The organism is Paraliobacillus sp. X-1268, assembly GCF_003426095.1.
Taxonomy (GTDB): domain Bacteria; phylum Bacillota; class Bacilli; order Bacillales; family Amphibacillaceae; genus Paraliobacillus_A; species Paraliobacillus_A zengyii.
Genome location: NZ_QJSK01000007.1, coordinates 75,264 through 98,741, shown reverse-complemented (window position 1 = coordinate 98,741; position 23,478 = coordinate 75,264). Strand labels below are relative to the sequence as shown.

Genomic DNA, 23,478 nt, shown 5'->3' with positions numbered 1-23,478 from the left:
TTATGCATCCCCAACTACTGCCCTTAGTAAATCATATATGTTACTAGAATTAACGGCAGTAGGTCCTTTCAAATCAATTCTCGGCTCTCCACCAAATGATATTTCCTCTAGTTTAAAGGGATGTAGCTTATTACCATTAATAACATTTAGTACAGTAGCTATACCAAATAAGTCACCAAAAAAAACTTCCTCTATGTGTTCTTGAATATAGCCCCAAATTTCTGCAACTTCTATTAGGATATTGTCTACTCCTTGTTGTCGAACAATATCGCTGGTTAAGAATATACCATGTCCTATTTGAAATTCTTTACCCTTTCCGTATCGGATACGTTGATTTACTGCCTGCAGCGCTCTCACCGCAGCTTCAAGTACATCTTTTATATCTGTTGGGACGGAAGGTAAAGTCTCCTGTTTTTTTTCTTCTATTGAAAATAATTCTCTAAGCAATTCATAATTCGGCTGAAGTTTATAAGGTGCCCAACGCCTTAGAAAAGCTACATCCAAGGGTTCAACGGAAGTGTCAGCTTGATTCATAGCTGCAAGGATATATAAATGCTTCGGTAAGGCATATTCAATATCACTACCTGATTCTGGATCCGTAATCCGAAAAAACTGTGTGTTTAAACCTACACTATTGTCATCTTCTAAACGCTTCTCTGGTTCGATTGCTGCAATACTGCCACCAAAGACATTTACCGCTGGCCCACGATTAATCTCATCAATTATCAAAAGCGCTGCTCCATCAGGCTTTTTAGCGTGTTCACTTGCTAAATACAAAGTTCCACCTACAACGGTAAATCCATTTTGACCATTTGTCAGTGGAGCTAGGCCTGAAATAAACTCTCGATGCTTAGTTTGCTGATGAAACACAGTCCTAACTATTTGACGATTTGTACGCTTATCTGCTGGCCACACCTGTTGAAGTTCGTTATCTTCAGTCTCTATATTTCGTGGGATAGCTACATCTGAATTGGGCACCAGTACTGGTAATGAGGCAGGTTCACTTGATACAGGTGAATCAACAAATGCGTTGGCCACTTCATTTAACAGTCTCGATTTTCCACAACCAGGCGGACCCGAAATTAGGACATTGCGACGTTTTTTTAGTAAACGAAGCACCTCTAAACACTCTGATGAGTAACTATTAATCATGATTGCAAAACCCTCCTCCTTGCTCAAAGTCAACAAAGCCAGTTGTAGCACTATTGGCTCGTCTTTTAGAACTATGACAACTTAGAATCATATCCTTTACTCCTTCATGCCAATCATTCAATAATGATGTTTCAGTTGCAAAACTTGGCCATACTTTTCCATTGTTGTCTTGAATTAATAACAAGAATACTGTTCCTTCATTCACACTTGGAATTCGTTCCTTTGGAAGGAATTTATCTATGTTGGCTATTCGTCCCTCATTTCCTCTTGATCCAGTTGGAGGATGAAAAAATGCACTTTTAGAAACTTCTTGCTCATTTTCATACCAATGAAATTGACCCGAAGCTACACCCTTTTCATTAATATGAGGAAACATCCCCTCAAATACAGGCTGAAACGATGAATATGGACTAAAACGCAAATCACGTGCTCCGCCACCCGATTGAGTATCATTAGATCTGGCGTCAAACTTCTTTCGATCACCGTCTAAAATTTCCTTAAAAATAATTCGTTTAACTGGTATTCTGTTTACCATAGCTAACATCCTTTCAATATATAACTTTTCCTTATGTCTAACTGATATATTATTACTTTTAAAGTAATTAGTCAATACCTTAAACGTTATTTTCTTTGCGATTTTTTAAATAAAATGCTATCATGATATCAAGAAAGGTTGATAAAGAAAGGAATAAGACTTAAAATGGCAGTTAAAATAAGGATATCTGAGCTACTTGGAAAACATAAAATGAGCCAAAAAGAGTTATCTATAAAAACAGGAATTAGGCCCGCTACAATATCCACAATGTATCATGAACAAATAAAACGAATTGACATTGATCACATTGATGCTTTATGTCGAGTATTTGATTGTACACCTAATGAAATTTTTGAATATACATCTAATAAAAGGTCTTCTCGTTATGAGGAATACAAAACAGATACTAATAAAATAAGTGATAAAAACAATTATCCGGAACAATTTTTAAAGGATATTAAAGATACAGATATGAAATTAAAGTACACAAATCATGGAATGATCATTAGTAACAGTGATGGGGATAAGGTTAAGGATAGGAACGAGGATGAACACGGTAAAGATAAAACTTATCTATATAACATAACAAGAGAATACATTGAAGAAATTCTTTTGGACATTTTAAGCGAAAAAAATAAGCACAATGGATAATCTCCATTGTGCTTATTTTTGTAGTCTTAACCAGTTATATATGCAATTGCGCCCAATTCTTTTGCAGCTAAGATTCTTTCATTTAAAAGTCTTATATCACCAGTGATTATATCAATATTCAACCCACACAATTTAAATAGTTCTACTACGTCAATCGTTTTCTTTTGATTTTTAATTTCTAAAAATTGGTGTAACACCAAGTCTCTTGTAATAAAAGATGAGCTTCTATTGTTATTTACTGATTTATCATTTGGAAGACTTGGCTGTTTCCTGTCTAGCAAAGGAAATTGGTGAAGGATATATGCTAATTCAGTTTTAGTAAATCCATAAATCTTTGCAACTAGAGCATCAGTATTCGCTCTTATTTCCTGTCTATCAATTGGTTTTATGCTCGGTTTAATATCATTTAACTGTAAATCTCCATTATAAAATTCAATTAGATCCTTACGTACATCGTCCATAACCGGAGAAGCTAAAGATAATCTTGCTGCATTTTTAACTAATTGTATTCCTTCATCCGAGTGTGTATCAATAATAGGTAGCGGCATCTGGTTCCAGTGGAAGAAGTTTATAGTTGTTGACATTCTTAACCTCATTAACCAATCAAAAACAAATGAGTTAGCTATTGCTATCCATATTAAGTTGTTTGCAATATTATCTGGTTGTAATTTTATAGTTGGCACTTTATTACCAGCTATAACTTCTTTTGGTAATAGTGCTGTCTGAACAGCTCTCTCATTTGTCTGCCCAGCAATGTCACAGTAGCAAGGTCTAGCTTTAGTATAATTAGGGAATTTTAACTCAGCATCAGATTTCTTTACATAGTAATGCGGATGTATGTTCTTGTTATCCCAATCCAAGTCACTCCACTTGGCTTGTCTTCCTTCCCCATGCATGTATTTTTTTGCGGCAAAATCATACTGATTTACCATCCGACCTTCATACAGAGGGATAAACTCAACTTTTTCCTCAATGCTACTTTCAAAACTTTGCTTTTTAACAAATAAATTACTATCATTCGTCATATCTAGTTCTCTGAAAATTTGTAGTTTCCAGCCCTTAGGAGAATTTATTAACGGATGTGCTTCATATACTTTTTTAATAAGGCCTATTTCAAACTGCGATTTTAGGTCCGGTAATGATTTATAGTCTGGACTCAAAATATCCAACAGATCCTTTGGCAAATCTAGAAGAGAGTCATTTTTAATACATTCTTGAACTTCATTAATCGATTTTAGCATGAACCTACATTTTAAATATTTATCTGCTGTTTTAGTTTTATTAAATACTAAAAGTGAATATTTAAATCGACTGTCTATAGGAAAAATCTTATCTCTATTTTCAACTGTTATTAGTAAGTCTATTTTATTATGATTAAACAAAAGGTTACGAAGTCCCGTTGTTCCTTCTGACTGAATAATTGATGCAGGTAAAATTAAACCAACATAGCCGTTTTTCCGACATAAATTATATGCCAGTTCAAGAAAATACTTAAATAAGTCTCGATCTCCACCTAACCTCTTACCGTTTACAACACTTGTTTGGTAACTAAAATGTGGAGAATTATTAACTGCATCTGAATACTCTTTAATGTAACTTTTATGATTATTCCATAAATTCTTATAGTATTCATTTGAAAGGAAATATTCATCTATATATTTTTTTTGTTCATCCCCTTGCATCCCTTTTATTTTCACATCATAATGCTCAAAGAACTCTTTCAAATGCGCCTTTATTTTATTCCAAGGTGGGTTTCCAATTACAGCATCAAACCCTTCTCTAATCGCATAAACATCTTGAAATTCCAGTTGCCATATAAAAGTTTTACTTTCTTTTCCTCGTATAATTGCTTCATTATCTATATTCTGTCTATTATGGTCACTTTCCAGAAAATCTTTATAGATATCTAACCAGTTATCAACCTTTTCACCCATAATAAGTTTACCGACAACATAGTAATTAGTTGAATTTAATGCTTCTGCTTCTTCATCACTTTTTATGTTATTTAAGTCCCAGTGACTTCCTAGTAGCGAATCCCCTTCTACTAGATTTTTACCTATTAGTTCAATTGGTAATTCCCTATCCCCAACTTCTAGCCATAAAGAATATTTTGCAGCTTTTAATGCCTTCCAGTTAATATCTACTCCATAAAGGATATTTTCTGCTATTTTTCTTTTATACTTGATTACCTCTTCATTACTTAAAAAACTACTGTGATTTTTTTCAATGTGATATAAGATTCTGTTTAAAGCAGCTAGAAGAAATGCGCCAGCACCAACAGCAGGATCAACCACCTTAAGTTGTAAAATTTCGTCAATACTTTTGTTCTCACATAATGAATCTATAGTTTTATTTACAATTACATCAATTAATTCAGTTTTTGTGTAATAAGAACCCATTTCACGTCTATGTTGGGAAGATCCATTTTTTGAAGCCATAACTGTTGCTTCATTCTTTTCCCCTGAATCCTCAACTAGAACGCCTAGTATATCCACACTAATGATATTTTTCTTGAAATAATTGTTTAAGTTATTAATAATTTCCTGCACCTGTTCATTCCATATTTCTTCCATTACATTGTTAGATCCTAGTTCAGATACAATAACTTTTATTCTTTGTGTAAGTTCTTCATTTGAATTATCAATTTCAAACATAGTTAAGTTTCTCTGAGTGGATAAAAATATAAATAGAATGTCAGTTATTATAGAAATTGTCTCTTCATAAATTTCGCTCGAATCTATTTCTAGATAAATTTTCTTTCTATTGTCAAATAAAACACTATTTAATGTTAATATTTCTTTGGTTATATCCTTCTTTAGAATTATTTTCTTCTTAACATCCTCTAACAAAAAACTTTTATCTTCCATTATTATCCCTTCGATCTTTGTAGTTAAAAATCAATGAATTCTCACGTAATAAAGCATTTCTTTTAATTTATCACCTTTTATAATTTTAGGATTATTACTTTGAAATCTTTTATAATCAACATCCCAAAATTTTGGAGTGCCTCTGGTTGAAAGAATATCTAGTATCTGTTTGTGACTAATATGACCATCTGTGCTATAACTTAAGAAAACATGGTCAGCCTTAATATTTTCAAACAACTCTGATAGAGCATTTTCAGCTTTCCTTTTGTAACAGTAATCTGAACTAGAATTTTCTGTTCGAGGCCTTTGCCCTGTCTTCCCCCATACTTTAGGCGAATCACCTATAGCCAGAGTTTCCGGAATGTGGTAATAAGCATTATATTGTCTTTTTGTGTACGGCGGATCAATATAAACAATATCAGCATGCCCTATTTTTTTAACTAGAGCATTGGCATCTTCATTATAAGTTTTATAACTTTTATTTGAAAAATACATTGGATATCTGCTTAAATTTATAGGGTCTAGCGCCCGTTGGTACCAAGTCTTCAAATAAGCACCATAAGTACCTGATATGTTGGCAATTTTATTAACACCGAATATTAAACTTGAAATTAGTAGTGCTCTTTCTACATCATCTATTAATCCATCTTTAAACCAAAAATGAATCTGTTCTCTAATTGCATCTATTTTTTTAGCATTACTATCAGTAAAATAAGTTCTTGGTTCTTCCAAATAGTAGCAAGACCCACCAGGAGAATATTCTTTATAAAATAATCCAACCTTTTCACTTAAATTATTTAAGTGATTAAGAACCAAATCATATGGTTGATCGAATAACGAATTTGACTTTATATCTATATTTTTCAACAAACTTTCAAACTGGGGTTCCTCGTTGATTAATAATCCAGCTTTTGAATAAGTATAAGAACTTATTAATTTATCATTCGCTATTACATTAAAACCTAACTTTTTAAACTCCATTGCCACTGAAGTCGTACCAGTGAATAAATCAACAAAAGTTCCTGATTTTAATTTTGTTTCTTCATTTATTTTTTGTGTGATGTAATCTAATAGTTTTTTCTTATTACCTATAAATCGAACCGACATAATATCCCACCCTAATCTATTACCAAAATATTATTATAGCACATGATTCAACAAGTTTCTTTTGACTTTAATTTACTATAAACTTAAAAAGCCTTTCAATAACGAAAGACTTTTTAAAAGTTATTTTTATAAAATAAGTATACTCCTAAAAAACTCTTTTACTTATGGTACGGTGCTATGTAATAGATAGCAGTGATTCTCGCCTTAAGTTCTCATCACCTACCTTTGTAATGACTCTTAAATTTTAAAAAGGTTGATCAAAGTTAAATTTAAATAATTCTAATCTGCATTCTTGATATGTCCTTATCTTGGGTTAAGGATTTCTTCATCACCAATTAAATCTTTATCCATATCTTTTTTCAAGAAATCTATACAATTCTCAACCACTAACTTCAGCCTTCCAAAAGGCATTAACTTATGGATCTCTGAATACAAAGAAATTTGATTCATTAGCTCAGGTGAGTTTTGTCCAATACTTCTACTCCATCCTCCATCAGGATATCTTTGAGAATAAATAATCCCTTCTGCCTCTTTACCCTTCCCATTTTCATTCAAATATTTGAGCCCATTGACAAAATCTACAACCGTCTTTTCACACAAAGTAAAACATTCCATTAAAAATATAACACCTCTAGCATTTTTCTCATTAATAAAACGCTTAAGAATACTAGACACTAAAGGTTGGCCTTCTCCATCTCCCATTAAAAACAAAGGTTTGATAATGCTTCTTAAATTATAATCTGCAAGTAGCCGTTTATCCTCAAATTCCATTAATTTGTCAACTAAAAAACTATAGCTTTCCACATCAGAGATAAACTTAGTTAAAAAGGAAAAGCCTCCATATGGAACTATATCGATTCTATTAATATCTGTGTTCTTTAATCTAGCTTCAATGAACTCAATAGCTTCTTCCTTGTTTAGCAACAATATTTCAATGGTTTTTTCTTTATGATAATTTAACTTCTCCATTGCACTGATTCTTACCAAAATCTCCTCTTTAAGTTCTTGAAATCCTTTTACAACTTTAAGATCATTAATATATTGCTGAATTATAAAATCAATTCTATCTAGCCTTGAATCATTGAAACTATACTTTTTAATAATCTTCAAAAGTATATTAATCAAGTAAGTACGTTCACGATTTTTAAAAATAAAATACAACCGACGTATGATATCCCCCGTGTATTCTGAATTGTAGATATCAATGATACTATCAATCATAGTTACTACATATTCATCGCTCAAGGAATTATCTTTAGCAATATCTAGTAATATGAATATTTCATCATTTGATAATTTGGCCTCAAGTACTAAAAACGAACTAATGATTTCCTCTTTTTGATTGCTATGAGTAATTACTGAATAAAATATTGATGCCTTTAGAAATCCCGCTGTATTTGAATAATGCACAGATTTTAGAAATTCAATAAATAAATCATTGTTATATTCAAACCATCGCTCAATAATGTTTGGACTTGACCATGCTAATTCAAAATTACTAATGATTTCAGATTCGTAAACAAGGAATTTATTAAGAGACTCCACACTTCTAATTTCACTATGTAAAACTTCTGCAATTCTTTTTGAATCATCTCTACTATCATTTGTATTTAGCATTACTTCATCAACAAACCAGTCCAGTCGTTCTTTAGAAGGTGCCAATTTTGCTATCTCCTCAAAAGAAAAAAAACTATAATCAACGTCGACGTAATATTTTGCAAACAGATATCTACCGTCACGTTTAAACTGAAGCAAATAAGACTCTACACATTCACATCCTGAATAATTACCTGCCCACCAGTAAATTAAAATTCTTTCGATAATAATGTTAACTGAAATGTCATTAGATACTACTAGTTTATTACCTAGTAATTCTACTAACCTTTTCCGTTCTTGCTCAATTACTTCTTTTAGCGATGACTGACCAGATTCATTCTTCCCACGTGACATAACCCCTATCTCACGGCAAATTGACTCTATTATTTTTACAATGTTATTTTCTAATCTACTATTTATTAGATATTCGATTATTTCAATGCACTTTTCACGCATACAAACTACTTCATCACTTACTTGTACAACACTTAGACCAAATTGAACACCATTAATTATTGGTTTCGTTACTTCGTGTCCCCCCTTTAGTATCTCAGAAGCAGCATACTTAAATATTTTCAGAGCTTCACTTTTATCATTACTTATCCATTTTTGAAGAATAGTCAATGAATCAATTATTCTTCCCGGACTGTTTGTCACTGGAGAAAATAATTGCCTAGTAATCCCTCTCACTTTATAATTATCATATGCTCCGTCTATTTGAATATTTTCTAGTTCACATAAGAAGTTAAGTATGGTTTCATTATCATCATTAAATCTCCAGAGTTTTAATAACACAGGCCCAAAATCATCTGTTGTTAATCGAAAATAGTCTCCATCATTTGTATTTTTAACACAATCAAGATAGCAATAAATAAGATTAGTAACTGATTTTGGTGAAAACCTTACAATATAGCTGGCAATTTCAAGATTTTTGCTTTGTTTAAAATATTCTTCTGAAAGCGACCACTCGTCAATCAGTGACATTAGGATATCTTGAATATCCATTCCACTAACTAATCCTGCTTCATTGATATTCTCTATCACTCTGAGTTGATCATGCCTAATCCAATAATCAAGAATGTTTACGTCATATAAATCATTTAATGAGTATGCTAAAAAGATGTCTCCTTTTATATCTGGATAAAATCTATATTTATACCCTACTTTACGAATGATACCACCTTTTTGCATAAGACGAACTATCATTTTTATATCATAGTTTCTATGAATCGACTTATTAATTAGCTTGCATTGTTCATCACTTAAGTCAAACGGAACTGCACAACATAAACTAAATAACAACCTATTACAGTCTTCTCTAGATATATAATTATTTAATATTCCATACGTATCATTCTCTAGCTGCCCTTTATGCTCGAGAAATAGAGCTTCTATTTTGTTTTTATCTGATGATACCTTTTTCTCTCCAATCCATTTGATTAAAATTGGCGAGGGATATTTAGCAACTATAATGTCTTCATCTAGATATTCAGGTACTTGTGCAACCATTCTTAGCAGATCAATATAGTCCTCCTTCTCCCAATTATTCAAGCTCACTTGTACCATATTATTCATAAGGCCAGCTTTTAAGATTATTGACTTAATATTGTCAATTGAATAAGTTTGGGCTGACATAATTATTTTACTAAATACTCCAACAGATTTCATAAAGTTGAATAATTCCTTAATTTCACTCATGCATAATTCACTATCATCAACAATTATTAAGTACCTTTTTTCTTGGAAAAACTCTGACTGTAAGGAATCAACTATATTTCTTACACCATGCCTCATAACCATGATACTATCAAATAAATTACCTATTCCCTTTGAAATAGATACATTTTTGAGAGTCTCTGTTTTTCCAAACCCCCGAAAAGAGTCTATTAATACTATGTCGGAGACATTAATATTATCAATCACTCTCTTCACATCACTAGCCAATTTCTTAGTTTCGGTTATATCCACCTTAGCGTCGAATTTAAATGACTCTTCAGGGCTCACAAACTTTTTAAATCTAATTTGTTTAATTTGTTTAATCTCATCCATTATTCTCTCAGTTAAAAAGTGATGCTCACGCATATGACGATATTGAGTAAGTCTCTCATCATTACTAAGATTCTCATTGAAAATAATAATGAAATCCTTAACTACTTCTTCAGGCGTTGGATTGCCTGAATAATCTAATATATTCTCAAATTCGATTTCGGAAGCATCTTTGAAACTTAATACCGTTTTCATAACAAGTTCTAAATTCCTCTGCCTCGTCAAAAAATTGTCATATGCACCACCATATGCATCTTGATATTTCTTATTAAATTCATCAACTGACTTATTGTATATTTCATCAACAATTAAAGCCAAGTCTTGTTGCTGGAAAGATTCAGACACTTTATTAGTAACTAAGCCAACAATGAATGGTAATACAATACTTTCAAAAACCAAATTATCTCACTCCTAAAATAATTTTTGTTTCAATAATACTTGATTCACACTGTTCAATATTTAAAAAGAGTAGTCGTCAAATTCTTTAAATAATTAACCACATAGGCTAATATAGATACAACATTTAAAACTCAAATTTATGAATTAAAAATACAACACTAAAAACCTCATTTACTTATGGTACGGTTCCCCCCGATTAATCCGATAAGCCCGATAAACCTGTTCCACCAACACCAAACGCATCAGTTGATGTGGTAGGGTCATTTTTGAGAAGGAGAGGGCAAAGTCACTGCGACTTCTTACTGCTTCACTTAAACCAAGCGATCCACCGATCACAAAGGCAATTTTGCTTTTTCCGTGTGTTGCTAGGCCATCAAGTTGGCTGGCTAGTTGTTCGGAGGTAAGTTGCTTGCCTTTGATTTCTAATGTGACTACGTATGTATCTGGATGGATCTTGGAGAGTATCCGTTCTCCTTCTTTGTTGATGACTTCTTGCATTTGTGCTTGACTCAAATTCTCTGGTGCTTTTTCGTCAGCAACTTCGACAAGGTTGATTGTCGCATAGGCACCTAGACGTTTTACATATTCCTCAATGCCTTGCTTCAAGTATTTTTCTTTTAACTTCCCAACACTAATAATTGTAATGTTCATCTATTGTCCTCCAAATAGCCTTTCATTTCATCGTTCCTTTGTATTTTGTTCATGCAGACTGTGTAACATTTTCATTAATGTTCGTTTTAGTTGTTCAAATTCTTCTGGGTACCCATCGACATTCTCAAGTAGCTTTGTCGGAATACATGCCGCTTTCTCCTGTGCTGCTCGTCCTTTTTCTGTTAAGGTTACGATCACTCTACGTTCATCTTGATCTGATCGTTCCCGCTTGATCCAATCGTGTTCTGCCATCCGCTTCAGCATTGGCGTCAATGTTCCTGAGTCCAAATACAGGCGATGCCCGAGTTCATTAACAGAGATGGCGTCTTTTTCCCATAATACAAGGAGGGCAAGGTATTGTGGATATGTTATTTGTAAGTCTTCTAGAAGCGGGCGATAACGCTTCGTCATTTCACGTGTTGTTGCATATAGAGAAAAGCATAATTGATCTTCTAATTTAAAAATTTCATCTGACATCTTTATCACTCCTATTTCTATTATAACAAAAGATTTATTTAAACACCCAGAAAGGCAAAGGACTTTAAGTTGCTTCTTTTATTTAAATTGTGTACAATCAAATTGTAGATAATATAAATATAACACAGAAATGGAGTCGATAAACATGTCAAATGCTCTTTATACTGCAAAATCAACTGCTGAAGGTGGACGTCAAGGTACGGTGAAATCATCAGATGGAACATTAGATCTTACACTTTCCATGCCAAAAGGTCTTGGAGGATCAGAAAAAGCAGGAACGACAAATCCGGAACAACTTTTCTCTGCAGGGTATGCTGCTTGTTTTGATAGCGCAATTCAAATGGTTGCTGGGCAAGCAAAGAAAAAAATTAAATCTACTGTAACTGCTGAAGTAAGTATTGGTGCAGAAGAAGGTGGTTTTGGTTTATCCGTTAAACTACATGCTGCTATTGATGGTGTATCGCAAGATGAAGCTGTAGAATTAGTAAAAGCTGCTCACGAAGTTTGTCCATATTCACGTGCTACACGTGGAAACATTGATGTTGAAGTAAGCGCAAAAGCTTTATAATTAAAACGCAGAAGACTAGATGAGTCTTCTGCGTTTTTTTGTTGACAAATAGTGGGTTATAGACCAAGCTTAAATTAACAGAAAACTCAATAAAGGTGGTCACTTATTATGATAAAAGCACTACATACCGAAGATGAATTACTTGCAGCATTTCCTGTAATGAATCAGTTACGAACACATCTTGATGAAAAAAAGTATCTTGCTTTGGTTCAAGAGGCGCAAGAAGTAGATCAATACCAAATCGCTGCTCTATACGATGCGAATGAAATCGTTGCAGTCGTTGGTTTTAAACCGATGATTACACTCTATTATGGCCGTTTTGTCTGGGTTTGTGATTTAGTAACAGCGACAGATAAACGTTCGAATGGATATGGCGAAGAGTTATTATCGTACGTCGAAGATTGGGCAAAGCAAAACAACTATGAATCCGTTGCACTATCATCTGGTTTACAGCGCACAGACGCACACCGTTTTTATGAAAAGAAAATGGATTATGAGCGTGCTAGTTATGTGTTTAAAAAGGTGATTAACTAATGAAACAAACAATAGTAGATTTTTGGAAGGCTTATTGGAAAGACAAAAATGTGCAAGCACCTACTACTTATACGGCATGGCAATTTGGAGTTGAGGCCGACACATTAGCCAAACTTGTTTGCGATAATATAAAAACAGCAACGTGCTCCGCCCATATCTTTTATGAAGTTGAGAAGGAGCCGCTTCCTAAAGTTGGTGACTATAGTATTGTCCTAGACAGTCAGGATGAACCTGTCGTAATTATTAAAACGACAGAAGTGACACTTGCACCCATGAATGAAGTACCAGAAGAATTTGCACTAGCGGAAGGTGAGGGTGACAGGACCTATTCTTATTGGTGGCATGCACATGAGACGTTTTTTACAGAGGAACTTCGATCATTAAATATGGAATTTAAAGAGGATCTGCTTCTAGTTTGTGAACGCTTTGAGGTACTAATTTAGTTGGTCATACATATCTAAAATTTTTCATGGAATGCTACTAGATGTACTTTCTAAACAAATGGAGGACATCTATATGGCAGAAGAGAACTTACATTTTCAATTACAGGACATTAGCAAAAAGATTCAAGCAGCACAACATGATGTGATGCAGGCACAAGGTAAAGATCCTCATTTACTTCAACAAGCACAGGAACTGTTACAACTAGCTGAAGATGCCTTGCATAGTACCCGTGAACAAGCTGGTACTGAGGCAACAGAGAATCCACAATTCCAACAAGCAGCGGAAGAGCTCCACGATATCCGGCAACAAGTACAAGAAGCACAACAAAATAACAGTGATGTTTTATAGGAGACCTCTAAACAGAGGTTTCTTTTTTTGAAAAAATAACCGACCGTATATTGGAACTTTTAAAGTGAGGCTCCCGTCTATCTTATTAAAGGAGCTGAATAAAATGACAAAGCAGTGGTTAGTTGGCCTATTTTTATTTAATGAAGTAGAGGTGTTGGACTTTGCTGGTCCATTTGAAGTGTTATCTATTACGGAAGATCCCGTGACGAAAGAAAAACCATTTCAAGTTAAGACAGTCTCAGAAGATGGCATGCTAATTAAAGCACGTAATGGTTTAAAAGTACAACCTGATTATAGCTTTGAAACAGCACCATTGTTTGATATCGTGATTATTCCTGGAGGGTATGGAGCTGATCATATTGAGATTGAAAATCCAGTAGTGATTAACTGGATTCAGGCTCAAAGTTCACAAGTAGAACTACTTGCGAGTGTCTGTACGGGTTCCTTTCTTCTTGCCAAAGCAGGATTGTTAGATAATTTAAAGGCCACCACACACTGGATGGACATCAAGATTTTACAAAGAAAGTTCCCTAAAGTGCATGTACTATCTAACGTAAAATACGTAGACGAAGGAAGTATTATTACTTCAGCCGGAATCTCAGCAGGGATACAGATGAGTCTGCATATAGTAAGACGTTTATTAAATGAAGAAATCGCCTTACAAACAGTAAAGCGAATGGAATATGATCTAGCTAAGATTTGATTTTTAGCTAGATCTTAAACTCCCTCTTTTAAGCGATTAAGTTTACGGTTATCACCCATTACAATTAAGATATCGCCAGTTTCAATCTCTTTATCAGCAGCTGGTATCATGACTACACTTTCTTCATTCTTTTTAATAGCAATAATTTCACATTTATATTTTTCTTTTATTTTTAAGTTAGCTACTGTTTTACCTATAATTTGGCTACTCGCTACTATCTCAATAATACTGTGTTTATTACTTATTTCAATGTAATCAACGATTCTATCCGACGTAATGTGATGCGCAATTCTTCTGGCCATATCACGTTCAGGATGAATAATTTTATCTGCACCGATTTTTTCTAGTATTTTTTGATGGTATTCATTACGAGCTTTCACCCATACTTGTTTCATTCCCATCTCTTTTAATAACAGTGTTACTAATATGCTTGACTCCATATCATCACCGAAACTAATAATAGCACAATCAAAGTTACTGATACCAACTGCATTTAATGCTTGTTTATCCATTGCATCAAGTACAACACCTTGACTTGCAATGTCTTCGTACTTCTGTACTCTCTCACGATCCTTATCAATCGCCAAAACATTAACGCCTTCTTTAATCAACTCTTTACACATGCTACCACCAAATCTACCTAATCCCATGATGACAAACTCTTTTTTCTCAACTTTTACCATCTTAATTCCTTTCAAAACAATAGTTATTTTTAATGTACTATGGCTTTAAATACCTTTTCAAGCATTCAAATTGTTACTAGCTTACCATAAGATTAAAACAAAGGTAAAGAAACTATACATTTCTACTGTTTTTTATAGATATAACGTCTAAACGTATTAGTGCGTTTTAGTTTTAATCCATTGTTACTTGGCAATAGGAGTGACGAAATCTTCTTTCGAGAATCTTTAAAGTGTATCCCTCTTAGCAATAGTAATAAAACATATTACTTTGACTCTGCCTTCTTATTATCCTTGCCTGCGAAATATCCAGCACACAGAAGAAAGATTATTCCTAAACCAATCCCAGTAACCATGGCGTATTCAAAAATATTATTCAATGCTAAACCTCCTGCAATTGATCCAACAAAGAACATAATAAACAGCACTGTATAGTTATTTTTCATATTGTTATCAACCTCCGTATTACTATTCTAACACGTTCAACCTTCAAGTTTATATACACCCGTTTTCGATAGATATCTTTTTTAAAAAAACAATCACCATTTATATGATGACTGTTCTTTTGCTACTTTTTATTCCATTGTGTTTCCTTTTGCAGGGATTGGATGATCCTTTAATAATTTCGCGAAATACAACGTGTTATATGCTAGCATACTAACATGACTCTTCACAAAGTCACTATCTTTTCCTCCAGCATCAATAAATGAAGGACCTGGTCCAGCTTCTCCTACCCAATAAGTATCTACATTCGGCGGGATCACAAAACCGATATGTGATAGTCCATATAAGACGGAAGAAGCAGCCTTTTTAGCGCCATCTTCATTTCCTGTTATAACTACGCCACCAACTTTATTATAGTAAATGGATTGTCCTTTCTCATTGGTTTCACTACTACTCGCATATAGCCGTTCAATTGCAAGCGTTGCTAAACTACTCTTTTCACCTAACCAAATAGGCGTTCCAATAAGTACAATATCTGCAGCCTTCACTTTTTCTAGGACAAGTGGCCATTCATCTCCATCACCCATGTCTTCACTCATACCGAATGGAATATGGTAATCGGCTAAACGAAGATTCTCCGTTTCACATTCTTCCTCACGATATATTTCCTCCACCTGTTGATAAAGCGCTTCTGTATTTGAAACTTCTTCTCTACCTTTTAAAGATGCATTCAAAAATAGAACGTTCAGTTTACTCATACTATCCCTTCTTTCTAACTTTTATATTTACATACCCTAATTCTAAACCGATAAATCTGAATGCTTTTAACTATCTACAGAAATTATGCTAAACTAACTATTATAAAAACGTTTACTTCAAGCATAAGAAGGAGTCTTTTCATGATAAATCTTGTTGGTGAAAAAGTAGTTTTAAAAGAAGCAACACAAGTGGATATTGATCGACTATATTACTGGCGATATGAAGAAGAAGAACAAGCCGCTAAGAAATGGAATGGACCCTATATTCCAGAAACACATCTTTCAAAAGACGAGTACAAATTAAGTTGGAAAAAAAATAATACGTTATACCCTAATGTTCCAACTACTTTGGTTATTTTGATAGATGATAAACTGATCGGTACAGTTGGTGCTTATTGGATCGATAAAAACACCAACTGGTTGGAAACTGGAATTGTTATCTACGACAAAAATTATTGGAATGGCGGTTATGGTTACGAAGCATATAAGCTATGGATAGATTTCCTTTTTAAATCAACAACTTTACATCGTTTAGGTATGTCAACTTGGTCAGGAAACCTTAGAATGATGAAGGTTGCAGAAAAAGTTGGGATGCAAGTAGAAGCAAGAATTAGAAATGCACGATTCGTAAATGATACCTATTATGATGCAATTAAAATGGGGATTTTACGCCAGGAATGGGATGAACTATCTCTCGAATGATTACTCAGATTATTTCCCAGGCAATACTTTAACAGGTGAGAAGGTTATTTATTAAGACGTGTCGAAATGATTACATAACAACTATACGATGTTTATACACTATCAGAATCAGGTATGCTTAGTATATGTAGACTATAGGAGGTATGAAAAATGGAACGTATTATTTTTGTTGAAACAGGAACAGGTATGGATACACACGGGCAAGATATAACGAAAGCATCTATAAGAGCCGTTCAAAATGCCATTCATTATAATTCAATGCCTGGAATAAAGCATTACTTACCTGATCAGTCATTAGATAATATGGTGGTGAATGTTAAATTAGCTGTACCTGCAGATTCACACCTTGTTGATATGGAAAAAGTTATTGCAGAAATCCCTTATGGATCTGTTACTATCGAGATCATTGATGGTGGGATGGCGACCTCTAGTGGCATTGTTTTAGAAGAACAAGCTGACAAGAATGATTTAATGTATATCGTTATTGCAGCCGTAGAAGTAGGCTACTAAAAAGGAATCAAAATAGGAGGACTAATGATGACTTATATACCTGCAAGTGATCGATATGAAAACATGCCGTACCATCGGGTTGGAAATTCCGGTTTAAAACTACCCGCTATCTCGCTTGGCCTTTGGAACAACTTTGGTGGTGAAGATACCATTGAAAACCAGCGCAAAATGTTGCAACGAGCTTTCGATTTAGGAATTACACATTTTGACTTGGCAAATAATTATGGACCTCCTCCAGGCTCCGCAGAAGAAAACTTTGGAACTATTTTCAATAAGGATTTTAAAAAATACCGAGATGAACTGATCATATCCACTAAGGCTGGTTTTAAAATGTGGGACGGTCCTTATGGTGATTGGGGATCAAAAAAATATCTTGTTTCTAGTTTAGACCAAAGTTTAAAGCGTTTACAGTTAGACTATGTTGATATTTTTTATCATCATCGTCCAGATCCAGAGACTCCTTTAGAAGAAACAATGGCTGCACTTGATTTAATTGTTCGCCAAGGTAAAGCACTTTATGTTGGAGTTTCAAACTATTCAGCCGAGCAAACTGATAAAGCAGTGAAGATCCTACAAGAACAAGGAACGCCTTTTATTATTCATCAAGCAGCTTATTCAATGTTTAACCGTTCTGTCGAAGAGGGGTTAACCACTGTATTAGAAAAGGCAGGTATTGGTTGTATTGCCTTTGTTCCTTTAGCACAAGGTTTACTAACAGATAAATATCTAAATGGCATTCCTAATGATTCACGTGTAGCAAAATCTCACATTCCATTCTTAAATGAAAAGGATGTTTCAGAAGATGTGTTAATCAAAGTCAAACAACTAAATGAGGTTGCGAAAGAACGTGGACAATCATTAGCACAAATGGCCTTAACATGGGTCTTACAAGAAAAAGCGGTCGTCTCTGCTCTTATTGGTGCAAGTCGTGTCAGTCAAATTGAAGAGAATGTAAAAGCATTAGAATATGCTGACTTCACTGAAAATGAATTAGCAACCATTAATTCCATCTTAAAATGATGGATGGAAACACCGCTAGGTAATTCCTAACGGTGTTTTGTTTTGATACGCATTTAAAAATACTACCGTCTGAAGTAAAGTTGATTTAAACTTAATATACGAAAAATACGAAAGCGTTCTTTAGATTAGCTCTAATGGAAAGGAGTGCAAGTGATGATACGGTTAGAATATTTTACAGAAGACGACTTTGAACAATTGATAGAATGGAATAATGGAACCTCACCTGCTTTTTTACTTCAATGGGCTGGTCCGACATTTACATTTCCGCTTTCAAAAAGTCAATTAAGTACCTATCTTGAAGATAGTAACCAGCAAGATGCTACGAAACTTGTTTATAAAGTAATAGATGTGCAAAGCGGCAGAACAATTGGTCACATTTCTTTAGGCAATATAGATTATAGAAATAAAAGTGCACGAATTGGCAAAGTCCTAGTCGGCGATACAAGTATGCGAGGGAAAGGGACAGGGGAATTGATGATTAAAGCAATCGTCAAAATAGGTTTTGAAGACTTACATTTACATAGACTTAGCTTAGGTGTATTTGATTTTAATATTGGCGCAATCAACTGCTATAAAAAGGCTGGATTCCTTATTGATGGATTACTCAGAGACTATCGAAAGATGAATGATCAATATTGGAGTCTCTATGAGATGAGTATACTTGAGACTGAATGGCAACATGATTAAAAGCTAATAAAATTCCGTCTGTTAAAAACAGGCGGAATTTATATAATTACTCTACAATAAATTTACTCACACTTTGTTGTAATTTTCCACTCATTTCTGCTAATCTGCTAAGCGACGTTGAGACTTCTTCCATAGCTGCACTTGCTTCTTCTGAAACACCCGCTACGGTTTCTGTATTTATTGTCGTTTGATTTGCAACTTCGCTTATTTCTTTAATTACTTCTGTTACCTTCTCAGCTCTTATTGTAACTTGTTTGACGTTTGTTAAGACAGCATGAATTTGTTGATCGACTGCTGTTGTTGCTTCCACGATTTCATCAAAGCTTTGAGAAGAATTAGTAACAAACTGTTTACTATCCATTGTTATTTGATTAGTATTTTCGAGCGTAAAGGCTGTTTCCTTTGTATTATTTTGCAGGTCCTGAATTAACTGTTCGATTTGCTTGGTTGACGCTTCTGATTGACCTGCCAGCTTACGAACTTCCGACGCAACAACGGCAAAACCTTTACCAGCTTCACCAGCTCGTTCCGCTTCAATTGCTGCGTTTAATGCTAATAAATTTGTTTGACTAGAAAACCCTTGAATAACTGCAATAATTTTTTCCATTTCATTAAATTTAGAATCTAGCTTATTCATTTGTTTAACAGACATATAAACGCGCTCTTCTACTTGATTGACCTTATTGATCATGATAGCCATGTTCTCTTTCCCAATGTTAGCTTTATCCTTTGACGTAGCAGCTAAACCGGTAACAATCTGTATTTTGTCTGAAACCTCCCCAATATGGTCCGTTATGTCTTTCATGTATCCTTTTAAATGTTCCATACTTTCTAACTGTTCTATTGTATCCGTCGAGACCTCTGAAATCGATTGAGCAACTTCAGCTACACCCGACTTTGTTTCTTCTGTATGTGTTACGACTTGATCAGAAGTTTTGCTAACATAACGTGCATTTATAATTACTTCCTTCATTAGCGCCTTCATACTAGCTGTCATTGCATTAAAATCACTTGTTAGCTTTCCTAACTCATCATTGGTTTGTACGGGCAATGGTTTTGCTGTAAAATCACCTTTTGCTACTGTTTCTACTTGCTCTGAAATTTTAGCAATTGGCTTAATGATAAACCTAATAGTTAAAAAGATTACGCCAATCGTAAAAAGAAGAACGAGACAACTAATAATAAAAACCCAACTAATTCCAGATTCGTTAAGTTGAACAGATTGATTTACACTCGCTTCAATTCTTTCCTTTGTACTGTCGACGATTGCTAACAATGAACTGTTTGCACTATCAAAATACTCAATTGATTCAAGTACTTCTTGTTCCGCACCAATTTGATCACCAGCTAAAGCTAATTCTACAATTGAATGCGCTCTACTTTTATAAGTTGTCCATTGTTGTACATAGCCAAAATATTGTTGTTTGATCTCTTCATTATCTAATGCTTCAATTAATGGTTCAATTTCCACACGGTTTTTTTCTAACCTTTTTATTGATATATCAATTTCTTCTTGTATTTCCTCAATAGAACTCACATTTGTTGCATTTGAAGCTTCATTCACTTTCTTATTAATGTGTAACATTTCATTATTCATTGTTGTTGCTTCTATCATAGCTGGTAATGATAAATCCGCAATACCTTGATCATTTTCAGATATAGCATTCATTTGATAGAAAATCACACCAGTCATTGCTACAACGAGTAACAGTACAATAGAAAATCCCATAATAATACGAGCACGAATGGAAAGTGTGAGTAGTTTGAATATTCGGTTAATTTTATTTAGTCGTTTTTTCATTTATTTCCCCCTTGGTGCTTTTATATGTAACTTTAATAATACATAAATTTCCACGAAAAGGAAAGTAGTATAAATATCCCTTTTACAATAAAAACACAAAGTTAAGGGCACCTTGTGTTTTTAGCTAAAACTTATGATGGATACGAAACAATAAATTCCGCTTGTCCTTCTAATCGATAGTGATCAACTGTTGCTGGAATAATAAAGTTTTCACCCTTGTTTATTGTAAATACGTTTCCTTTAACAGTAATTTCCGCTTGTCCTTTTACAACACTTATTTGCAGAAAATCGACAACACGTTCTTTTTCAACTACACCATCTAAATTCCAATGGTACACAGTGAAATATGTTTCTTTTACTAAACGTTTGGCAGTTAAGTCAGCATCTATTTCTTCTAGTTGGTCAACACTTGGAGTCTCATGCGGAACAGTTGTCACGTCTGTTGCGGCATTTAAATGTAGCTCCCTCGTATTACCTTGTGCATCTATGCGATTATAGTCATAAACGCGATATGTAATGTCAGAGCTCTGCTGTGTTTCTAATATGACAATACCTTTACCTATTGCATGAACGGTTCCACTTGGAACGTAAACAAAATCACCTTCTTTAACAGGCACCCTTCGTAATAAGTTATCCCACTCTCCATCTGCTATCATTTGTTTCAATTCATCACGTGTATTTGCATGATGTCCAAATATAATTTCAGCATCATCATCTGCTGACAGCACATACCAACATTCTGTCTTTCCATATGGCTGATTCTCCACTTCTCTCGCGTATTTATCATCAGGATGTACTTGAACAGATAGATCATCATTAGCATCAAGAATTTTAATTAATAATGGAAAGGCTTCATCGCTCGTTGTTTTTCTATTAAATAAATCGCCATGTTGTTCCCAGGCCTCTTTTAAAGACTCTCCTTTTAAGGCACCGTTCTTTATTATACTCGGGCCATTTGGATGCGCGGATATAACCCAAGCTTCACCAGTATGTTCAAATGGAATCTCATAATTAAATTCAGTTTGTAACTTTTGTCCGCCCCAAATCCGTTCTTGAAAGACAGGCGTTAAGAAAATAGGTTCTTGATACATTACTTTATACACTCCTTTTAATAGGCTGTTTTCTGAAAAAATATTTTTGGATAAAATGGATAAACATAATGAAAAACACATATTACTTTTCTTCTTTATATCATATCAAACTATTTCCTATTTGCGTATGTAACAAATGAATTTGTTCAACAATTGTTATCCACAATTTTATACACAAATTCTATTATAATCGTTTATCAACAGTACTTAACAGGTTAATAACAGGTTATCCACGTATTTCATCTACATGTTTTTTTATTTATTTGCTATTTGGTATCGGAATAAATGTTCGCCACTAAATATAGAAAGTTATCCTCAGCTTTATACACAGGCTGTGCATAACTATCTATATTTGACCATTTCATGTGTAAAACTTCTTATTTTCTATCGTTTATCCACTTGTAAACCTGTGTATAAGTAAAAAAAGAGTAGCATTCTTATCTGCTACTCTTGCTCCGTTAATTTTATCGTTACTTGATTTTTTTCTTTGCCTCTGTAATATGTCACGACCATTTCGTCTCCTGGTTCTTTTACTTGATACAAATGCTTTCTCAAATCAATAATATTACCAATTTCCTGATCATCTAAAGCAGTAATAACGTCGTAAGGTTCCAAATCAGCTTCTGAAGCTGGTGACATCGGTTCTATTCGTTGTAAATAGATACCACTCTCTACGTCATTAGGTAGATTTAAGCTACGTTGCCATTCAACCTGTGCTACATCTCCTAAAGAATAAGCTTCTACTCCTAGAAACGCTCGTCTCATTTGACCTTCTGTTTCTAATTCATTTATAACTGGTACAGCAGCATCAATAGGTATAGCAAAACCGATTCCTTCTACTGCCGATTGGGCAATTTTCATCGAGTTAATGCCAATTAAGTGGCCATTCACATTAAGTAGCGCCCCTCCACTATTACCAGGGTTTATCGCTGCATCCGTTTGAATAACCTCTGTTTGCCAATCGGCTCGTCCATCTCCATCAAAGTCCTGAGGAATTGCTCGTTGCTTACCGCTAATAACACCTTGTGTGACTGAACCGGATAAATTTAAACCTAATGGATTCCCAATTGCAATAGCAGGTTCACCGACTTTTACTTCATCTGAATTACCAATCTCAATTACATGATTAACTGCTTCACCATCCATCTCTAAAACGGCTAAATCAGTAAAAAGATCGGTCCCTTTTAACTCCGCTGCTAAACGCGTTCCATCTGATAAAATAACTTCAATTTGATCAGCACCTTCTATCACATGATGATTTGTAACGACAAATGCTCGATTATCCGCTTTTTTATAGATGACACCTGAACCGGTCCCAGCTTCACTTGATTCCTGATCCCAAAAGGTTGCTTCTGATTGGATATTTTCTATCCCAACTACTGCTGGACTAACGTCTGCAACAATACCTGTGATTTGTGTTGTGACATCTAAGCTTAACGATTGAAGATTATTATTCAGATCGGCTGTTTCACCATTATTAACAGTTAGTTGATCCTCGCTGATAACGATTTGATAAGGTAAAATATCGTACCGTACTAAACCAGGTAAGGCAACCGCAAATAAGAACATCCCGAGTAACAAACCGATTATGCCAGGTAAAACCCATCTGTTTCGCTTTTTTTCAGTTGTTCTTTGATCCTGTTCATTCATTTCTTTCTCATCATCATGGTAATAGACCATCATGACCTTCCTCTCTATGATTTCATT

At 34.2% G+C, this 23,478-nt stretch carries 23 protein-coding genes; 10 read left to right on the top strand and 13 right to left on the bottom strand.

Annotated elements, in window-relative coordinates; all coding sequences use genetic code 11:
* Together D2K62_RS10600 and D2K62_RS10595 are read right to left on the bottom strand one after the other, a co-directional pair.
* Positions 1 to 1,152: an AAA family ATPase gene (locus tag D2K62_RS10600; RefSeq protein ID WP_117161412.1), complete on the bottom strand. Its 1,152-nt coding sequence runs from the start codon at positions 1,150 to 1,152 to the stop codon at positions 1 to 3.
* Complete coding sequence (locus D2K62_RS10595; protein WP_117161411.1) at positions 1,145 to 1,687, bottom strand: hypothetical protein; 543 nt, start codon at positions 1,685 to 1,687, stop codon at positions 1,145 to 1,147. The genes D2K62_RS10600 and D2K62_RS10595 overlap by 8 nt, the downstream gene beginning before the upstream one ends.
* Before the next feature lie 165 nt (positions 1,688 to 1,852).
* On the opposite strand from D2K62_RS10595, the gene D2K62_RS10590 reads away from it, so the two are divergent.
* Positions 1,853 to 2,338, top strand: coding sequence for a helix-turn-helix domain-containing protein (locus D2K62_RS10590; protein ID WP_117161410.1), 486 nt, complete (start codon positions 1,853 to 1,855; stop codon positions 2,336 to 2,338).
* A gap of 26 nt (positions 2,339 to 2,364) precedes the next feature.
* On the opposite strand, the gene D2K62_RS10585 is transcribed toward D2K62_RS10590, so the two are convergent.
* The 5 genes from D2K62_RS10585 to D2K62_RS10565 all read right to left on the bottom strand — a co-directional run bounded on the left by D2K62_RS10585 (position 2,365) and on the right by D2K62_RS10565 (position 11,481).
* Positions 2,365 to 5,205 carry an Eco57I restriction-modification methylase domain-containing protein gene (locus tag D2K62_RS10585; RefSeq protein ID WP_117161409.1) on the bottom strand — a complete coding sequence of 947 codons (2,841 nt, stop codon included), beginning with the start codon at positions 5,203 to 5,205 and terminating at the stop codon, positions 2,365 to 2,367.
* A 30-nt stretch (positions 5,206 to 5,235) separates the two neighbouring features.
* Positions 5,236 to 6,312, bottom strand: a complete 1,077-nt coding sequence (locus tag D2K62_RS10580) for a DNA adenine methylase (RefSeq protein ID WP_117161408.1) — start codon at positions 6,310 to 6,312, stop codon at positions 5,236 to 5,238.
* A gap of 303 nt (positions 6,313 to 6,615) precedes the next feature.
* Positions 6,616 to 10,353: a hypothetical protein gene (locus D2K62_RS10575; RefSeq protein ID WP_117161407.1), complete on the bottom strand. Its 3,738-nt coding sequence runs from the start codon at positions 10,351 to 10,353 to the stop codon at positions 6,616 to 6,618.
* A gap of 171 nt (positions 10,354 to 10,524) precedes the next feature.
* Positions 10,525 to 11,004 (bottom strand): 23S rRNA (pseudouridine(1915)-N(3))-methyltransferase RlmH, encoded by a 480-nt coding sequence (gene rlmH, locus D2K62_RS10570; RefSeq protein WP_117161406.1) that lies wholly within the window; start codon positions 11,002 to 11,004, stop codon positions 10,525 to 10,527.
* Between the two features lie 27 nt (positions 11,005 to 11,031).
* Complete coding sequence (locus D2K62_RS10565) at positions 11,032 to 11,481, bottom strand: MarR family winged helix-turn-helix transcriptional regulator (RefSeq protein WP_117161405.1); 450 nt, start codon at positions 11,479 to 11,481, stop codon at positions 11,032 to 11,034.
* Positions 11,482 to 11,626: 145 nt separating this feature from the next.
* On the opposite strand from D2K62_RS10565, the gene D2K62_RS10560 reads away from it, so the two are divergent.
* The 5 genes from D2K62_RS10560 to D2K62_RS10540 all read left to right on the top strand — a co-directional run bounded on the left by D2K62_RS10560 (position 11,627) and on the right by D2K62_RS10540 (position 14,078).
* Entirely contained in the window at positions 11,627 to 12,049 is a 423-nt protein-coding gene (locus D2K62_RS10560) for an organic hydroperoxide resistance protein (RefSeq protein ID WP_117161404.1), read from the top strand.
* Between the two features lie 108 nt (positions 12,050 to 12,157).
* Positions 12,158 to 12,583: a GNAT family N-acetyltransferase gene (locus D2K62_RS10555; RefSeq protein WP_117161403.1), complete on the top strand. Its 426-nt coding sequence runs from the start codon at positions 12,158 to 12,160 to the stop codon at positions 12,581 to 12,583.
* Complete coding sequence (locus D2K62_RS10550; protein ID WP_117161402.1) at positions 12,583 to 13,026, top strand: ASCH domain-containing protein; 444 nt, start codon at positions 12,583 to 12,585, stop codon at positions 13,024 to 13,026. Before D2K62_RS10555 ends, D2K62_RS10550 begins: the two co-directional genes overlap by 1 nt.
* A 73-nt stretch (positions 13,027 to 13,099) precedes the next feature.
* Entirely contained in the window at positions 13,100 to 13,375 is a 276-nt protein-coding gene (locus tag D2K62_RS10545; RefSeq protein ID WP_112182557.1) for a hypothetical protein, read from the top strand.
* Positions 13,376 to 13,478: 103 nt separating this feature from the next.
* Positions 13,479 to 14,078 (top strand): DJ-1/PfpI family protein, encoded by a 600-nt coding sequence (locus D2K62_RS10540; protein ID WP_117161401.1) that lies wholly within the window; start codon positions 13,479 to 13,481, stop codon positions 14,076 to 14,078.
* A gap of 14 nt (positions 14,079 to 14,092) precedes the next feature.
* Here the strand turns inward: D2K62_RS10540 and D2K62_RS10535 are convergent, their stop codons facing one another.
* The 3 genes from D2K62_RS10535 to D2K62_RS10525 form a co-directional block, all read right to left on the bottom strand.
* Positions 14,093 to 14,761, bottom strand: a complete 669-nt coding sequence (locus D2K62_RS10535; RefSeq protein ID WP_112182559.1) for a potassium channel family protein — start codon at positions 14,759 to 14,761, stop codon at positions 14,093 to 14,095.
* A gap of 263 nt (positions 14,762 to 15,024) precedes the next feature.
* Positions 15,025 to 15,204, bottom strand: coding sequence for a hypothetical protein (locus tag D2K62_RS10530; protein ID WP_112182560.1), 180 nt, complete (start codon positions 15,202 to 15,204; stop codon positions 15,025 to 15,027).
* Positions 15,205 to 15,333: 129 nt separating this feature from the next.
* Positions 15,334 to 15,960 carry a flavodoxin family protein gene (locus D2K62_RS10525; protein WP_112182561.1) on the bottom strand — a complete coding sequence of 209 codons (627 nt, stop codon included), beginning with the start codon at positions 15,958 to 15,960 and terminating at the stop codon, positions 15,334 to 15,336.
* A gap of 141 nt (positions 15,961 to 16,101) precedes the next feature.
* Here D2K62_RS10525 and D2K62_RS10520 point away from each other — a divergent pair, with 141 nt between their 5' ends.
* The 4 genes from D2K62_RS10520 (at position 16,102) to D2K62_RS10505 (ending at position 18,879) form a co-directional block, all read left to right on the top strand.
* The gene (locus D2K62_RS10520; RefSeq protein ID WP_112182562.1) at positions 16,102 to 16,662 is read left to right on the top strand and encodes a GNAT family N-acetyltransferase; all 561 of its coding nucleotides are present in this window, start codon (positions 16,102 to 16,104) and stop codon (positions 16,660 to 16,662) included.
* Between the two features lie 150 nt (positions 16,663 to 16,812).
* Positions 16,813 to 17,172 carry a Lin0512 family protein gene (locus D2K62_RS10515; RefSeq protein WP_117161400.1) on the top strand — a complete coding sequence of 120 codons (360 nt, stop codon included), beginning with the start codon at positions 16,813 to 16,815 and terminating at the stop codon, positions 17,170 to 17,172.
* A gap of 27 nt (positions 17,173 to 17,199) precedes the next feature.
* Positions 17,200 to 18,192: an L-glyceraldehyde 3-phosphate reductase gene (gene mgrA, locus D2K62_RS10510; RefSeq protein ID WP_117161399.1), complete on the top strand. Its 993-nt coding sequence runs from the start codon at positions 17,200 to 17,202 to the stop codon at positions 18,190 to 18,192.
* Positions 18,193 to 18,345: 153 nt separating this feature from the next.
* Positions 18,346 to 18,879, top strand: coding sequence for a GNAT family N-acetyltransferase (locus D2K62_RS10505; RefSeq protein ID WP_117161398.1), 534 nt, complete (start codon positions 18,346 to 18,348; stop codon positions 18,877 to 18,879).
* 46 nt (positions 18,880 to 18,925) lie between these two features.
* On the opposite strand, the gene D2K62_RS10500 is transcribed toward D2K62_RS10505, so the two are convergent.
* The 3 genes from D2K62_RS10500 to D2K62_RS10490 all read right to left on the bottom strand — a co-directional run bounded on the left by D2K62_RS10500 (position 18,926) and on the right by D2K62_RS10490 (position 23,451).
* The gene (locus D2K62_RS10500; protein ID WP_117161397.1) at positions 18,926 to 20,680 is read right to left on the bottom strand and encodes a methyl-accepting chemotaxis protein; all 1,755 of its coding nucleotides are present in this window, start codon (positions 20,678 to 20,680) and stop codon (positions 18,926 to 18,928) included.
* A gap of 131 nt (positions 20,681 to 20,811) precedes the next feature.
* Positions 20,812 to 21,771, bottom strand: a complete 960-nt coding sequence (gene manA, locus D2K62_RS10495; RefSeq protein ID WP_117161396.1) for a mannose-6-phosphate isomerase, class I — start codon at positions 21,769 to 21,771, stop codon at positions 20,812 to 20,814.
* A 444-nt stretch (positions 21,772 to 22,215) separates the two neighbouring features.
* Positions 22,216 to 23,451 carry a S1C family serine protease gene (locus D2K62_RS10490; RefSeq protein WP_117161395.1) on the bottom strand — a complete coding sequence of 412 codons (1,236 nt, stop codon included), beginning with the start codon at positions 23,449 to 23,451 and terminating at the stop codon, positions 22,216 to 22,218.
* Positions 23,452 to 23,478: the final 27 nt, after the last annotated feature.

Coding starts and splice junctions, on each gene's coding strand:
- D2K62_RS10600 (WP_117161412.1), bottom strand. CDS start 1,152: ATGATTAATAGTTACTCATCAGAGTGTTTAGAGGTGCTTCGTTTACTA.
- D2K62_RS10595 (WP_117161411.1), bottom strand. CDS start 1,687: ATGGTAAACAGAATACCAGTTAAACGAATTATTTTTAAGGAAATTTTA.
- D2K62_RS10590 (WP_117161410.1), top strand. CDS start 1,853: ATGGCAGTTAAAATAAGGATATCTGAGCTACTTGGAAAACATAAAATG.
- D2K62_RS10585 (WP_117161409.1), bottom strand. CDS start 5,205: ATGGAAGATAAAAGTTTTTTGTTAGAGGATGTTAAGAAGAAAATAATT.
- D2K62_RS10580 (WP_117161408.1), bottom strand. CDS start 6,312: ATGTCGGTTCGATTTATAGGTAATAAGAAAAAACTATTAGATTACATC.
- rlmH (WP_117161406.1), bottom strand. CDS start 11,004: ATGAACATTACAATTATTAGTGTTGGGAAGTTAAAAGAAAAATACTTG.
- D2K62_RS10565 (WP_117161405.1), bottom strand. CDS start 11,481: ATGTCAGATGAAATTTTTAAATTAGAAGATCAATTATGCTTTTCTCTA.
- D2K62_RS10560 (WP_117161404.1), top strand. CDS start 11,627: ATGTCAAATGCTCTTTATACTGCAAAATCAACTGCTGAAGGTGGACGT.
- D2K62_RS10555 (WP_117161403.1), top strand. CDS start 12,158: ATGATAAAAGCACTACATACCGAAGATGAATTACTTGCAGCATTTCCT.
- D2K62_RS10550 (WP_117161402.1), top strand. CDS start 12,583: ATGAAACAAACAATAGTAGATTTTTGGAAGGCTTATTGGAAAGACAAA.
- D2K62_RS10545 (WP_112182557.1), top strand. CDS start 13,100: ATGGCAGAAGAGAACTTACATTTTCAATTACAGGACATTAGCAAAAAG.
- D2K62_RS10540 (WP_117161401.1), top strand. CDS start 13,479: ATGACAAAGCAGTGGTTAGTTGGCCTATTTTTATTTAATGAAGTAGAG.
- D2K62_RS10535 (WP_112182559.1), bottom strand. CDS start 14,761: ATGGTAAAAGTTGAGAAAAAAGAGTTTGTCATCATGGGATTAGGTAGA.
- D2K62_RS10530 (WP_112182560.1), bottom strand. CDS start 15,204: ATGAAAAATAACTATACAGTGCTGTTTATTATGTTCTTTGTTGGATCA.
- D2K62_RS10525 (WP_112182561.1), bottom strand. CDS start 15,960: ATGAGTAAACTGAACGTTCTATTTTTGAATGCATCTTTAAAAGGTAGA.
- D2K62_RS10520 (WP_112182562.1), top strand. CDS start 16,102: ATGATAAATCTTGTTGGTGAAAAAGTAGTTTTAAAAGAAGCAACACAA.
- D2K62_RS10515 (WP_117161400.1), top strand. CDS start 16,813: ATGGAACGTATTATTTTTGTTGAAACAGGAACAGGTATGGATACACAC.
- mgrA (WP_117161399.1), top strand. CDS start 17,200: ATGACTTATATACCTGCAAGTGATCGATATGAAAACATGCCGTACCAT.
- D2K62_RS10505 (WP_117161398.1), top strand. CDS start 18,346: ATGATACGGTTAGAATATTTTACAGAAGACGACTTTGAACAATTGATA.
- D2K62_RS10500 (WP_117161397.1), bottom strand. CDS start 20,680: ATGAAAAAACGACTAAATAAAATTAACCGAATATTCAAACTACTCACA.
- manA (WP_117161396.1), bottom strand. CDS start 21,771: ATGTATCAAGAACCTATTTTCTTAACGCCTGTCTTTCAAGAACGGATT.
- D2K62_RS10490 (WP_117161395.1), bottom strand. CDS start 23,451: ATGGTCTATTACCATGATGATGAGAAAGAAATGAATGAACAGGATCAA.